The 14,737-nt window shown below is 37.4% G+C and carries 11 protein-coding genes and 1 pseudogene; 1 reads left to right on the forward strand and 11 read right to left on the reverse strand.

Annotated elements, in window-relative coordinates; translation table 11 throughout:
* Positions 1-205: 205 nt before the first annotated feature.
* The 4 genes and pseudogenes from FI644_RS22890 to FI644_RS22905 form a co-directional block, all read right to left on the reverse strand.
* A pseudogene (locus FI644_RS22890) lies at positions 206-1,030 on the reverse strand (DUF4822 domain-containing protein); the annotation flags it as partial.
* A 737-nt stretch (positions 1,031-1,767) separates the two neighbouring features.
* Positions 1,768-2,997 carry an amidohydrolase gene (locus FI644_RS22895; protein ID WP_142108856.1) on the reverse strand — a complete coding sequence of 410 codons (1,230 nt, stop codon included), beginning with the start codon at positions 2,995-2,997 and terminating at the stop codon, positions 1,768-1,770.
* Positions 2,998-3,030: 33 nt separating this feature from the next.
* Entirely contained in the window at positions 3,031-4,254 is a 1,224-nt protein-coding gene (locus FI644_RS22900; protein WP_056684574.1) for an amidohydrolase family protein, read from the reverse strand.
* A gap of 19 nt (positions 4,255-4,273) precedes the next feature.
* The gene (locus FI644_RS22905) at positions 4,274-4,870 is read right to left on the reverse strand and encodes an ankyrin repeat domain-containing protein (protein WP_246067092.1); all 597 of its coding nucleotides are present in this window, start codon (positions 4,868-4,870) and stop codon (positions 4,274-4,276) included.
* A 230-nt stretch (positions 4,871-5,100) separates the two neighbouring features.
* On the opposite strand from FI644_RS22905, the gene FI644_RS22910 reads away from it, so the two are divergent.
* On the forward strand, positions 5,101-5,982 hold the full coding sequence (locus tag FI644_RS22910; protein WP_056684571.1) for a LysR family transcriptional regulator: 882 nt from the start codon (positions 5,101-5,103) through the stop codon (positions 5,980-5,982).
* A 33-nt stretch (positions 5,983-6,015) separates the two neighbouring features.
* Here FI644_RS22910 and FI644_RS27210 read toward each other — a convergent pair whose 3' ends face one another.
* From FI644_RS27210 to FI644_RS22940, 7 genes are all read right to left on the reverse strand, one after another.
* The gene (locus FI644_RS27210) at positions 6,016-6,150 is read right to left on the reverse strand and encodes a hypothetical protein (RefSeq protein ID WP_256376273.1); all 135 of its coding nucleotides are present in this window, start codon (positions 6,148-6,150) and stop codon (positions 6,016-6,018) included.
* Positions 6,151-6,269: 119 nt separating this feature from the next.
* The gene (locus FI644_RS22915; RefSeq protein WP_056684568.1) at positions 6,270-6,749 is read right to left on the reverse strand and encodes a staygreen family protein; all 480 of its coding nucleotides are present in this window, start codon (positions 6,747-6,749) and stop codon (positions 6,270-6,272) included.
* 64 nt (positions 6,750-6,813) lie between these two features.
* On the reverse strand, positions 6,814-7,581 hold the full coding sequence (locus tag FI644_RS22920) for a YybI family spore inner coat protein (protein ID WP_056684565.1): 768 nt from the start codon (positions 7,579-7,581) through the stop codon (positions 6,814-6,816).
* A gap of 125 nt (positions 7,582-7,706) precedes the next feature.
* Positions 7,707-9,134, reverse strand: a complete 1,428-nt coding sequence (locus tag FI644_RS22925; RefSeq protein ID WP_053475966.1) for an alanine/glycine:cation symporter family protein — start codon at positions 9,132-9,134, stop codon at positions 7,707-7,709.
* Between the two features lie 172 nt (positions 9,135-9,306).
* Entirely contained in the window at positions 9,307-11,754 is a 2,448-nt protein-coding gene (parC, locus tag FI644_RS22930) for a DNA topoisomerase IV subunit A (RefSeq protein WP_053475965.1), read from the reverse strand.
* Positions 11,754-13,730 (reverse strand): DNA topoisomerase IV subunit B, encoded by a 1,977-nt coding sequence (gene parE / locus FI644_RS22935; RefSeq protein ID WP_053475964.1) that lies wholly within the window; start codon positions 13,728-13,730, stop codon positions 11,754-11,756. The genes parC and parE overlap by 1 nt, the downstream gene beginning before the upstream one ends.
* Positions 13,731-14,191: 461 nt before the next feature.
* Positions 14,192-14,605 carry a CoA-binding protein gene (locus FI644_RS22940; protein ID WP_053475963.1) on the reverse strand — a complete coding sequence of 138 codons (414 nt, stop codon included), beginning with the start codon at positions 14,603-14,605 and terminating at the stop codon, positions 14,192-14,194.
* Between the last annotated feature and the right edge of the window lie 132 nt (positions 14,606-14,737).

Below are 14,737 nucleotides of genomic sequence, written 5' to 3' on the forward strand. Positions count from 1 at the left end.
AATCACACTTTACAAACTGATTGCTCCATAATTTTACATATACATTTTAAATACTGCCATTCTGATTGAATTTAACATGCTTTGTATCCAAATGCCTACCGACACATATGTAAAATAGCCGGTTGAGAAAATGAATTAAAAAACAGCTGAGGGAATGGTCTTCACCATTCCCTTTTTAACTCAGACTAATCTTATTTAATATGTCTTAATGTGTAAATTCTGGTTTTAGGTCCCCGTTATAAGGTTCATGCTCTACAAATACAGTTATATCATTCCCATCTTGGTCTTTGCCAGTTCTTTTATAAGTAAATTTATTATTATTCATCTCTGTAATTTCGAGAGCTGCACCATACTTATTATTTCCAATTGAAACATGTGCCCTTATTTTATTTTCATGTACAACAGCAAAGTACCCATAATCCCCACGGCTTTCACCTGTTTCCGCATTAAAGAACTCATATTTATTCGTCTTATCATCAAATTTTGCTAGACTTATAAAATTTGAATTATATTCTGTTACATTATTGCCATCTTCATCTAAGACAAGTGTACCATGCCATAGAGTACTTCCTAAAACCTTATCACCAGCTACCTCTTTAACAATATCTCCTGTTGTATTGTCCAATATCTTATCAGGATCGGTAAAAGCTAGCTCCTTTTCTTTGTAAGGGACATGTTCAACGAATACTTCTACATCGTTGCCATTCGCATCTTTCCCCATTCTTTTATAAGTAAACACTTCATTATTTAGTTCTATCATGTCAACAACCGCTTGGTAGTTCTTTGATTCTGAAATTAGAATTCTCATTTCACCATCATTAGTAATAAAGAATGTCCCTTTATCCCCGCGGCTTTCACCTGTTTTAGCATCAAAAAACTCATAATGCCCTGTCGTTTCATCGTATTTTGCGAGTCCAATGAAATTAGCATTCTCAGTCGTTAAATTATTATTATCTTTGTCATATACTTTTGTTCCTTGCCAATCTGTACTGCCAAGAATCTGACTCATTTCCTGACCTTTAGTCATACGATCTTCTTGCAGCTGGTTTTCATTTTTTACATCTTGGTCTACATTCGCTTTCGTTTCCTCTGCATTTGCTGCTTTTCCAATTGAAGAATTTTCGATTGTGCCCTGATTAGATTGACAAGCAGTAAGCAGGGCTATAGAAGAAATACCTAAAACCATCGCTAATTTTAATCTTTTCATAATAAACCTTCCTCCGAGTATCTTCTCTTTTATTTTATTCATTGAATCTAGTAAAAATCATATTACCTTCACCTAGTAATTGCTGAGAGGTAATATTTTCAGGATATTTCCAACTAATAGGAAAATTACTTAATAGCTAGAAATTCTTCATCATTCATATGATTTGGAAGATTAGTAGTATAAAACCTCCTTGAAAATACTATTCTTAATGATCACCGCCTGGTTACTTGCTTCGCGTTCCCTCCACACTTATAGATTAGAATTACTAACATCTTGATTGTACAAATAACAACTTAACTGGCTATAAACTGCATCTTAAAAATATAGAAAAAAAGTATAAAATAAATTTAATATTTACCTATTTAAAATCCCGTACATTCCAGAAATATGGCTGTCTTTTATAGGGAAGGATTATTATCATTAATAGAAGATAAAGTGTCAATATCCAATACAAACCTAAATGTAAGCTCTAAAAACAGAAAGACTCCATTGAATGGAGTCTTTGCTTGTAGAAGTATTTATTATTAATTTTGAGTTTATTAAATCACTTACTGCTATTCTTATTTAGATTCAAGAGTACCTGAAACAATATTTCCTTTAAACATGGTAGCAACTCGGTTAGATCTTCTAGCGACCGCTTCAGCGGAACACGATGCTTCAACGAAAGCAAAACTTGCTTCATCTCCAGCTTTTGGCCAAACTTGATCTCCATTTTGATTTAGAGGTGTTTTTCCACCGGTAATAAAATAGAGTGTTTGTGCTAATGACCGTTCATCTGTCCATCCTGAAATTTCTGCTAAACGACCTGCTCGTTCTAGAATGTCTCCATTTCCAAATGGGGACCAAACATCCAAAATATTATCACACCCAACTGCAACTGTTACCCCTTTCCTATGTAATAAGCCCACAGGTGGAAACTTTCTCCCTAAAGGGACACTCGTAATAATTGTAATTCCTGCATCAGCCAATCGTTCTGCCATTTCTTCTGCTTGATATTGAGATATATCGCCAAGTCCAAATGCATGACTAATTGAAACTTTTCCTTGTAGACCAGCATCCTTTGTAAGCTGAGCCAACCTTTTCATAGTAAAGATCCCTAAATAGTCAGCATCATGTAAATGCAAATCTATTCCCGCTTCACCTTCCAAAGCCAGTGCGACCATTTCTTGAAGAGAGGCTTCAATATCTCCATCAACTGTAGCTGGATCTACACCTCCTATAAAGCTGACTCCTTGTTGAAGAGCTTCTCTAACTAATTCTTTGGCATTTGATCGTAATAAACCATGTTGCGGGAATGCAACAATTTCATATGATAACTTACCATTAAAAGTTTGAAGTGCTTTTTGAACCTCTTCTAAATTCTTTAATCCCACTTCAGGATAGATATCGACATGTGTCCTTACATGTGTAACTCCGGCTTTTAAATAAACATCGAGTAATTTTTCTGCCCGTTCCTGTGTAGTCGTTCCCAATGCAGGAAGAGTATCCTTCTCTATTTGAAGGCGTTCAAAAATACTTTTAACTGGTGTAACCGGACGCCATCTATCTCCTAGTAAAGTTTTATCTAAATGACAATGTTTTTCGATAAACGATGGAAGAACCAACAAGTGGTTTGCATCTATTTTCGGTAAATTGTCTGTAATGGCTTCGTAAGCAGCAATAATCTTCTCAATCTTCCCAGCCTTAATTAATAGATGGCAGGATTCAGTATTTGTTCCTGTTATAACTTCATTTTCTTTATGGTAGCTACTCTCTAACCGCGAATTTATTAACCAAAATTCAGAACTCATCTTAAACCAAACCTTTCTGTTATATATATATAATTATAGTGAACCGGAAACTACTTTCCCTTTAAAAAATACAGCAATTCTCCTTGCTCTTCTTGCTACAGCCTCAGCTGAACAACTCGCGTCAACAAAAACGAAGTCAGCATCGTCTCCAACTTTCGGCCAAACTCGTTCTCCTTCATCGTTTAAAGGGGTTACGCCTCCAGTAATAAACCTTAAGGTTTGCCCTAATGAACGTTCATCGCTGAAACCAAAACGTTCTGCTAACATACCTGCTTTTTCTAAACTATCTCCTTTTCCAAATGGGGACCAGTGATCGGTTATACTGTCATCACCTAATGAAATCTCTACTCCTTTTTCCTGTAAGAGAGGAATTGGAATCGTTCTTCTAATAGGAACAGAGGATGTAATTGATATCCCATTATGAGCCAGCAGTTGAGCAACTTCACCTGCTTCTTGTGGGGAGATGTTCGCTAAAGCTAACGCATGGCTTATCGTCACCCTTCCTTGCCATGCTGCTTCCTCTGTTAAAGATGCCAATCTCTTAAACGTAAAAATTCCGAGTTGACCTGGATCATGAATATGGAGATCAATGTTTGCATTTGCCTCAACCGCAAGTTCCATTACCGTTTGTAATGATTTCTCAATATTTTCGTCAATAGATGCTGGGTCAACACCACCTACTAAGGAAGCGCCATTACGCAATGCTTCTCGAATAAGTGAAACAGATTGACTTCGTAATAAGCCATGTTGCGGGAAAGCGACAATTTCGATGGAAACTTTACCTTTGTAAGCCTCTATGGCTCGTATAGTGGCTTCAAGATTTTTCAACCCGATATAAGGATCAATATTACAATGAGTACGAATATGGGTAGAACCGGCATGCAAGAGTAAATCTATTAATTTTTTTGCTCTTTCCTCTGCAACAGGTAATAAGCTCGGAAGTAGTTCCTTCTCTTCTTCTAATCTTGTCACAATTCCCTTCGTTGGAACAGTTGGTGCTTTCCACGGGCCGCCATAGTATGTTTTGTCAATATGGATATGCATATCTCTAAAGGATGGCAGCATTAAAAAATGATTTGCATTCCATCTAGGTAAATCGGTTTCTAACTCTTTATCTGCTGAAACAATTTCAATTACTCTTCCATCTTGAATTCTCACATGGAAACTTTCTGTTTTTGTTCCTGTAATAGTTTCATTTTCATAGTAATAACCAACTTCTAATCTAAGATTAGTTAACCAGTAATTATTATTTGTCACTTTCGTTTGCCCTCCTTTATTAGTTACTGCCACGCTTAAGCAGGATTGCTTCTATTTCTCGGAATCCTCGATTTTGAGCATGTTTTAGCGGTGTAATCCCATCTTTATCCGCTATAGAAACATTCGCTCCGTGGTCAACTAATAATTGAACTATTTCTTGATATTCCTTTTCCCCGTCTCCTAAAATAATCGCTTCCAATAATGCCGTCCAATGCAAATCATTGATATGATTAACATCTATATCCGAATTAGTGAGAAGTTCTTTCACAACCTCAACATGTCCACGTTCAGATGCTGGAATAAGGGCTGTGCCTCCAAATCGATTTGTAAGTGAAGTATCTGCCTCTGCTTCGATTGCTAATTTGACAACTTCGATTATCCCTTCAGCACCAGCGTACAACAGTACGTTATTCAGATTTTTATCACGAATATTAATGTCTGCTCCCTTTTCTATTAGAGTTCTTACCATTTCTGTCTGATTGTTATAGGTTGCTGCCATTACAGCTGTTCTTCCGCTGTTATCTGTCAAATTGATGTCCACTCCTCTATCAAGTAACTTCAATACGTTCTCAATGTCTCCTTTCTCCGCTGATTCAATTAATTGTTTTTGATCCATCATCTTTACCCCCTGATCTGTTTGTAATCTATTTGAAGGACTTTGTAATGATTCCTCATTTGACTGACACGCAGTGAGCAGAAAAACATATAAAACCAAGAGAATTCGATCTTTCATCATTTCTTTTCCCTCCGATACTAATATGCTATCATTGGATTAACTATATGAAAAATATAAAGAAAATAAGTCTTACTAATATTTTTCATATAGTTAAAAGGAGGCTCTTTCAAATGGATATTAGACAGCTGCGATATTTTATAGCCATTGTTGAGGAAGGGAAGATCTCTGCAGCTGCAGAGAAACTTCATATGTCACAACCGCCATTGAGCCAGCAATTGAAAACGATGGAAGAGGAACTTGGGACGAAATTAGTAGAAAGAAGTGGAAAATATTTTAAAGTTACAAATGCAGGGAAAATCTTATATAAATATGCATTACAAATGACCCAATTGATGGAAGAGGCGAAAATTGAGGTAAAAGAAGTCGGAAATGGGGTAAGCGGTCCACTAACAATAGGTGTTAATACATTTTCTGTAGATAGGTTATCTGAGATTCTACAAGAAATTCAAAAACAATATCCTAAAGTTTCATATAAAATACTCCAAAATGAATCCTTTCATCTCTGTCAACTAGTTAGAAATAGAACGATAGAACTGGCATTCATTCGTTTGCCGCTTAATGTGGATGATTTTTCAATTCTTCACCTATATACTGAGCCGTTTTATTTTGTTACATCCAACAAACGGAAAATAATTGATGAAGAAGTAACTCTTGATAAAATTAAAAAATGTCCACTTATTTTACCAAGCACGGAAGGTTTAGGTGTACATTATTTGATTTCCGAGGCATTTTCACGGCTTACCTTACAACCTCATATCATTGGCGAGTGTTCAGATATTACACTTTTGCTCGATCTAATTTCAGCCGATTTTGGCACATCCATTGTTCCAGAAACAGTTCTTAATCGGCATAGAGGATATCCTATACATGCATATAAAATAGAAAGTAATGCGTTTTCTTCCCCAATAGGTTTAATATGGTTAAAAAATCATAGTTTATCTAAAGCCGCACTCAATTTTGTTGATTTATTCAAATCTGACCAAAAGGAATGAGTAAAAAAACAGGCACATGTTGTGCCTGTTTTTTTATTCACTATTTTGCGTATTATTAAAGAAGATTTCTGCAGATTCTTTTTTCAAATTTGATACTTTCTTGCTCTTACCCATTTTCCCATCGGACTCATAGCTCAATTTAAATGATTTTTCCTTTTTCTTTTCCACTATATAATCACTCCCTTTACTATTATCTTGTTTCAGCTTAATAACCTTATACGATATTTCTTAAAAAGATCAAAAAACAAAAAAACACAGGTATCCATTCCTGTGCTTGAGCGGAGGAGTTACGTTCCTATAAGCTGCATGGCTTCATTTAGATATTGACGAGGGGTTTCATAATAGATAATTTTATTATATTCTTTATAATTTGATTGAAAATGAATATAAATCGGTGAATCTAATAGCCATGGATAGTTAGTGAAAAACGTTCGATCACCATATATCATTCCCGCTAGAGCCTGTCTTGCCTCCCGTTGAAAGATCAAGAAACGTATTTGAGCATATTTTTCATCAAATGATTCATCACTAATAAAAATCTTTCCACTAAGGACGTATTGACCCATTTGCGGTATCCATTCAGCAAGCACCTCATCACGGTATTCTACTTGTATGACGTTGAAATCATAATGATAGCCAATAGATAAACAAGATTCTCCTGTTGTTTTTGATTGTGACCACGTATACTTTCTACGATCAACTGGTCGAAATTCAGTAGCAGGAGGCAAGTATTGGACAGTGATTTTCGTTGGATCCCAATGACTCATTCTATGTGACCCCCTTTTACAGCTCCATTTTCAATAGTTTATGAAAACTACATACAAAATGTGATTAATGCCTATTTTTCTTTCTTTTTCCTTCCATAATTTTCGTGTCCTTTAAGATCCATTTCCCATTTTCATATATCCATGTAGATTGAACATTTGCAATCCAATCTGCATGGTAAGCGCCGCTTATAGCTTGAACTCCCATTAATCCATAATTTTCCCCTTCTACAATAACAGGTTTTAAAATAGAGTATCCATTCACCATTAGCTCTGTAGGTTCACTAAGCTTCCCATTTATAAAAAGACCGCTTTTTTCATAATCCATGCCCCTATTCCTTAAATCAAAGGTAACTGATTTTCCTGTCTCCTGAATTGTGATTGATGCTTTATAGCCATTATTAAATTGCCCATTAATTACTAGTGGATCAGGAACTGTTAAATCTGTGATCTTATAGTCCTTTAAGGTATACAAATAATGATTAGAAATTCCACCACTTCCACCTGTTTCTATACTCACATACATATCCTTCACGGCATCATGGTTCAAATCAACAAACTGAACCTGTGGATTATAACCGCCATCAATTTCTGCTTCGTATTCTTTCCCATTTGATGCAGAAATGTGCAGTTGAATTTCTTTTAAAAATTGCTGCCCTTCCTCATATGGAATCCCATTTATTTCAATTAAATCTTCTTTTCCATCCCCTGTTACATCGCTGTTATTCTCTGAAACAGTTATCCACTTATTTTTATTTTCACCTGCATAAACGCCCGTAATCGAAAGTGTCATAAAGAAAAGAGCTGCAAGCGCAAAAATCATTTCTTTTTTCATTCAAAATACCTCCCTTGCATTCTTATTATATTATGTCCACTTTTGGAAAAATAATGTAAGAATATAAGGGTTATTAAAGAAAAAAGCCCCCTGTATCTTATACATCAGGAGGCTTCCATTTGATATTACCCTTTATTTTTCAATGCTTCTTCCTTTGTTTCCCAGCATTCAATCCCATCTAATCCAGGAATGGAATCTGCATAGAAAACAGGATCTTTCCCTTCTTTACGCTGAGCCTTGTAATCCTTTAAAGCAGCGAAAGCTATTTTTCCTAGCATAACAATGGCAACTAGATTGATTAATGCCATAATCCCCATAAATAAATCGGCAAGATTCCAAACAATCGCTAAATCAACAACTGCACCGAAGATCACCATTCCGATAACGGCTAAACGATAGACGAATAAAGCCGTTGGGCTGTTTTTAATAAATTCAATATTTGTTTCCCCATAATAATAGTTACCAATTACTGATGTAAATGCGAATAAGAAGATTGCTACAGCAACAAAAATTGGTGCCCATGAACCAATATGGGAACTTAACGCAGCTTGAGTTAATTGAATCCCCGTTAAATCGGATGTTGAAAAGTCTCCATATAGTAGAATAATAAACGCTGTTGCTGAACAAATAAGAATTGTATCAACAAACACACCTAATGTTTGAATCAATCCCTGTTTGACTGGATGGCTAACAGCGGCAGTTGCAGCCGCATTCGGCGCACTACCCATTCCTGCTTCATTTGAGAACAGGCCTCGTTTAACCCCCATCATAATTGCAGCACCAATCGTTCCACCGAGTACCTCATCCAGTCCAAATGCCCCTTTAACAATCATAACGATCAGATTTGGAATTTCAGAGATATTCATGATGACCACTGCAATAGCAACGAATAAATAAATGACAGCCATAATTGGCACAACTACTTGCGAGACATTGGCAATACGCTTAACTCCACCAAAAATGATAATTGCTGTTAGTACAGCAAGAATAATTCCCATCGTTAAACGGCTAGTTCCAAAAGCTTCATTAAAAGCTAGAGAAATTGTATTTGATTGGACAGAGTTAAACACAAGACCAAAACAGAATGTAATAATAATAGCAAAAATAATCCCCATCCAGCGTTTATTTAGCCCTTTTTCCATATAATATGCAGGCCCGCCTCGGAAGCCGTCCTTATCCTTTACTTTGTAAATTTGAGCAAGCGTACTCTCGACAAAGCTCGATGCAGCACCTAAAAAGGCAATTAACCACATCCAGAATACAGCTCCAGGTCCACCAGCAGCAATAGCCGTTGCAACCCCAGCTATATTCCCAGTTCCTACTCGTGAGGCTGCACTAATACAGAAAGCCTGAAAAGAAGATATTCCTCTTTTCCCATCTGCGGAGACCATTGACTTGTCGCCCAATATACGAAACATTTCCCCAAAATAGCGCAATTGAACAAATTTACTTCTGAAACTAAAGTATAGACCTAATATAATTAATGCTGCAATTAAAATGTAGGTCCAAATGATGTCATTCAAAAATCCAATTATTGATTCTAATAATTCCATGCTTTTCCTCCCATGAGTTGTCGAATCTTGTTAGATGTCTTGCTATTTCAAAATAATATTACTTTTTTTAATCTATCAAAATTATAATTAATAGACAAGTTGATTTTTTTCCCTATAGGTTTTTTCTTCTTAGAAAAAAAGATAATCCCCCACCTTAGGCAGGGGATTTCATTTATTCACTAGATGTATTTTCTTCTTCCAATACAGTTACTTTCCAAACATCTGTCACTTGACCGAATTCTGATTCGTCAATCATAAATGAACCATTTGAATACCGGTCATTAAATCTAATGTTAACAGCTTTCGTTGATTCGATATGGCCTTTGTCCGTTTCAATAAAGACATCATCCTTACCCGATACAATAACAGATCCAATTACACGATGAGGATTTGATTTCAATTCTCTCAGCATGACAACACCGCGCTTCGCTCTGGAAGTTCGTTCAAATTCAGTTAATTTCATTTTTTTGATGGAACCTCGTTGGGTAACGATGACAACGGCTTGATTTTTTGATGGATCAATTAATTGACCACCACTAACAAAGTCACCGTCTTTTAAATTTATCCCTTTGACTCCAGCAGCTCTTGTACCAACGATGTTCACCTCTTCTTCATGGAACCAGAGGCCGTAGCCATTATATGTTGATAGAAAGAGTTCCTTCGTCCCGTCTGTTTCATATACATCAATGACCTCGTCATCACCTTTAACATTGATCGCAACTAACGGTTTTGAATAGCGCTGAGCCTTATAATCCTTCAATTCCGTTTTCTTCGCCATCCCATTTTTTGTTACAAAAAGTAAAAATGAAGAAGTGTCAAAGTCCTTTATAGGCATTGCCTTTATAATTGTTTCATCACTGTCGATCGGAATAATGTTGGCGATATGCTGACCAAGATCCTTCCAGCGAATATCTGGGAGTGTATGAACAGGGCAATATAAATAATTTCCCTTATTAGTGAATACAAGCAGCACATCTGTTGTATTCATCTCAAGCTGTGCAAGCAAACGATCCGAATCCTTCATTCCAAAATCCTGCCCATTTGAGGCCGCAAATGAACGCTGGCTCGTCCGCTTCACATATCCTTCCTTCGTAACAGTTACGATTACGTCCTCGCTTGCAACGAGGACTTCAAGATTAATTTTTATCTCTTCAATTTCCGCTTCAATCTTTGTTCGACGTTCATCTGCAAAACGCTTTTTCACATCTTTTAACTCTTTTTGAATAACAGCATAAAGCTTCTTTTCACTTTGTAAAATAGACGTCAGCTCAGCAATTTTCTTTGCTAATTCTTCTGCCTCGGCACGCAATGCTGTAATATCTGTATTCGTTAAGCGATAAAGCTGTAAGGAAACGATCGCTTCTGCCTGCGGTTCGGTGAACGCAAATTTGGCAATTAAGTTGTCTTTCGCATCCCGCTTATCCTTCGATGCACGGATAGCAGCAATAACTTCATCCAAAATGGAGAGCGCCTTCATTAAACCCTCAACAATATGCTGTCTTGCCTGAGCTTTTTCTAAATCAAACTCTGATCTTCTTGTGATAACTTCTTTACGATGACCAATATAGGCATCTAATAATTCTCTGAGGCCCATCAGCTTTGGATGACGGTTATGAATGGCAACCATATTAAAATTATACGTTATTTGCAAATCACTATTTTTATAAAGATAATGAAGGACACCTTCCGGATCTGCATCTTTCTTTAACTCTATAACAATACGCAAACCTGTTCGATCCGTTTCATCACGGACCTCTGCTATTCCCTCAACTTTGCGATCTAAGCGAAACTCGTCAATTTTCTTAACGAGGTTTGCTTTATTCACCTCATAAGGAATTTCCGTAATAACAATCTGTTTTTTACCGCCGCGAATATCTTCAAACTCAGCTTTTCCGCGAACAATGATTTTTCCTTTTCCTGTTTCATATGCCTTCTTAATCCCTTCAATTCCTTGGATTATTCCGCCTGTAGGAAAATCTGGACCTTTTACATGCTCCATAAGTTCATCAACAGTACAATTTGGATGGTCCATTCGGTGAATCACTCCATCAATCACTTCATTCAGGTGATGTGGGGGAATCTCTGTGGCATAACCTGCTGAAATCCCTGTTGAACCGTTGACGAGAAGATTCGGATACATGGCTGGAAGTACTGTTGGTTCCTCCGATGTATCATCGAAGTTTGGGATAAAATCGACTGTTCTTTTTTCAATATCCTTCAGTAATTCTGCCGAAATTGCTGACAATCTTGCTTCTGTATAACGCATCGCCGCAGGCGGGTCCCCGTCAATGCTGCCGTTATTCCCATGCATTTGAACGAGTACATTACGAACCTTCCAATCCTGGCTCATTCGAACCATTGCTTCATACACAGAAGAGTCGCCATGCGGGTGATAATTACCGATAACGTTACCAACCGTTTTCGCCGATTTTCTAAATCCTTTTTCATGCGTATTTCCTTCCACATGCATAGCATATAGGATTCTGCGCTGAACAGGCTTTAGCCCGTCACGTGCATCCGGTAATGCACGTTCTTGAATAATATATTTACTATATCTGCCAAAACGATCACCAAGTACGTCTTCAAGAGGGAGGTCACGAAATTTTTCTGATGCACTCATTATTCATTTTCCTCCTCTAATACAGAAATATTCTCATTTTCAAGAATACTAGCATCTTCTTCAAGGCCAAATGCCACATTTGATTCTATCCATTTACGCCGCGGCTCAACCTTGTCTCCCATAAGGGTTGTCACACGTCGCTCTGCTCTTGCAGCATCATCAATTCTCACTCGAATCAAAGTTCTTGTTTCTGGATCCATTGTCGTTTCCCAAAGCTGGTCCGCATTCATTTCTCCTAGCCCTTTGTACCGCTGCAGAATATATCCTTTGCCAACTTTTTTAATCGTATCCTGCAGGTCATCATCACTCCATGCATATTCAATGATTTCCTTTTTCCCTGTGCCTTTGCTTACTTTGTATAAAGGAGGTAAGGCGATGAAAATTTTTCCTGCGTCAATTAAAGGTCTCATATAACGATAAAAGAAGGTTAGAAGAAGCACTTGTATATGGGCTCCATCCGTATCTGCATCTGTCATGATAATAACTTTATCATAATTGATATCTTGAACGTTGAAATCCGCTCCTACTCCGCCGCCGACAGCATGAATAATTGTGTTAATCTCTTCGTTTTTGAAAATATCGGCAAGCTTGGCCTTCTCCGTATTAATTACTTTACCTCTCAGTGGCAGTACAGCCTGAAAGCGTCGATCTCTACCTTGCTTAGCGGAACCTCCAGCTGAATCACCCTCAACTAAATATAATTCATTCCTTTCAGGATTACGTGATTGTGCAGGCGTTAATTTACCTGAAAGGACAGCCTCTGATCGTTTCCTTTTCTTTCCGCTTCTTGCATCCTCTCGTGCTTTTCGAGCAGCTTCTCTCGCTTGATACGCTTTAATTGCCTTTTTTATCAACAACGAACTAACGTTCGGATTCTCTTCAAGGAAATAGGAAAGATGTTCAGATACAACAGAATCAACTGCTGACCTAGCTTCACTCGTCCCTAGCTTCCCTTTTGTTTGCCCTTCAAATTGAAGCTGGTCCTCAGGTACGCGCACAGATATGATCGAAGTGAACCCTTCGCGAATATCTGAACCGTCAAGATTTTTGTCTTTTTCTTTTAAGAGATTCACTTTTCTCGCATACTCATTAAAAATTCGAGTCATGGCTGTTTTTGATCCCGCTTCGTGTGTACCGCCATCTTTCGTCCGGACATTATTAACAAACGAAAGAACATTTTCTGAATAACCATCATTAAATTGAAAGGCAAACTCCACTTCAATTTCGTTATGCTGCCCTTCAAAGCTTATAACTGGATGAAGGACGTCTTTTTCCTCATTTAAATATTCCACAAATGCTTCTATCCCATTTTCATAATGGAAGATTTCCTGCACACTATTTCGATCATCAATGATTTCAATTTTCATCCCTTTTAATAGAAATGCCGATTCCCGCAAGCGCTCACAAAGGGTTTCATAATTATAAGTAGTTGTCGAAAAAATGGATGGATCTGGTTTAAAATGAATGGTTGTTCCTGATTGGTTTGTCTTTCCTACCTTTTCGAGGGTAGTAACCGGTTTTCCACCATCTTCAAACCGCTGTTCATACACAATTCCATCACGCTTAATCTTAACAACAAGCCATTCTGATAGTGCGTTCACAACCGAAGCTCCTACACCATGTAAGCCTCCGCTCGTTTTATAGCCGCCCTGTCCAAATTTACCGCCGGCATGAAGGACGGTTAAAATTACTTCTGGAGTTGGTTTTCCCATGCGGTGCATTCCAGTCGGCATTCCCCGGCCTTTATCAACTACACTTATAGAGTTATCTTTATGTATTTTGACAATAATATGGTCTCCAAATCCTGCCAACGCTTCATCCACCGCATTGTCGACAATTTCATAAACAAGATGATGAAGACCTCTTGCATCTGTGCTTCCAATGTACATCCCAGGGCGTTTTCTTACAGCTTCAAGCCCTTCGAGTACTTGTATGGCATCATCATTATAATCAAAAATTTCTTGATTCCTTGCCACAAACATACCCCTTTCATTTACCAAGAACGCAGGTTAACAACTTGCTTGTATATAGAAAACCTTTTGCGATTAGAAAAACTTGGCATTCACCAAGCCTTTCGGCGAATGCCTTAGTTTTTCTTATGCGTTCAGAATTTATGGATCTAATTCTGATTAGCTAAACAAAATTTTATTCTATGTATACAGTTAAACACTCGTTTATGTATTCGTTTAAAATAAAAAATATCCTTTATTTATATGGAAAAATCAGCATCGAGAACGAATGTTCCATTACTTTATTTTACCATAATTTTTATTGTTGCCTATTGTTTATTGTATCTATTTATTCAGTTTTGGCAAATGACGTATCTGTTAATTCTTTGTATCATCTACGCTTTTATCGCGTATAAAGCCCTTTGTTTCAACGTTTTTGAAGAATAATTAAAAAACATGAGACCTGAATCGATCTCATGCAAATTTGCTTATTTTGTTAAGGCATGCTCAACTTTAATACAGCGATCCATCACTACTGTATAACCCTTTTCCTTTAGAAAATGATAGGCTTCCTCATCGATACATCCTAACTGTGCCCAAAAGACTTCTGCATCAATGTCCGCAAATTCCTTAGCAACCTGAAGCAGGTGCTCTGAACGGCGAAAAACGTTGACGATATCAATATGGCCTTCAATTTCCTTTAATGATTTAACAGCTTTCACTCCTAGTACTTCATCCACCGTCGGATTAACGGGAATAATTTCATAGCCAGCATCCTGCATAGCCTTTGAAACCATATAAGAAGTTCTTTCAGGATTGCCGCTAAGACCTACGACAGCAATACGCTTTGCTTTTTTTAAAATGACACCGAGTTCATCCCGGCTAGGAACTTCAATCGTCAATTTTATGAACCTCCCTTGTTTAAAAGTGTAAGCGCCTTGCTCAGCCCCGACAAGCATAAGACAAGCCTTTCAGAAAGGTGTTCTTTACCTTTTTGGGAGGATTGGCTTATGACCTCGAGGGGCTAGGCGCTG

The organism is Cytobacillus solani, from assembly GCF_006704205.1.
In the GTDB taxonomy this organism is placed as follows: Bacteria; Bacillota; Bacilli; order Bacillales; family Cytobacillaceae; genus Cytobacillus; species Cytobacillus solani.

Coding starts and splice junctions, on each gene's coding strand:
- FI644_RS22895 (WP_142108856.1), bottom strand. CDS start 2,997: ATGAGTTCTGAATTTTGGTTAATAAATTCGCGGTTAGAGAGTAGCTAC.
- FI644_RS22905 (WP_246067092.1), bottom strand. CDS start 4,870: ATGGATCAAAAACAATTAATTGAATCAGCGGAGAAAGGAGACATTGAG.
- FI644_RS22910 (WP_056684571.1), top strand. CDS start 5,101: ATGGATATTAGACAGCTGCGATATTTTATAGCCATTGTTGAGGAAGGG.
- FI644_RS22915 (WP_056684568.1), bottom strand. CDS start 6,749: ATGAGTCATTGGGATCCAACGAAAATCACTGTCCAATACTTGCCTCCT.
- FI644_RS22920 (WP_056684565.1), bottom strand. CDS start 7,581: ATGAAAAAAGAAATGATTTTTGCGCTTGCAGCTCTTTTCTTTATGACA.
- FI644_RS22925 (WP_053475966.1), bottom strand. CDS start 9,134: ATGGAATTATTAGAATCAATAATTGGATTTTTGAATGACATCATTTGG.
- parC (WP_053475965.1), bottom strand. CDS start 11,754: ATGAGTGCATCAGAAAAATTTCGTGACCTCCCTCTTGAAGACGTACTT.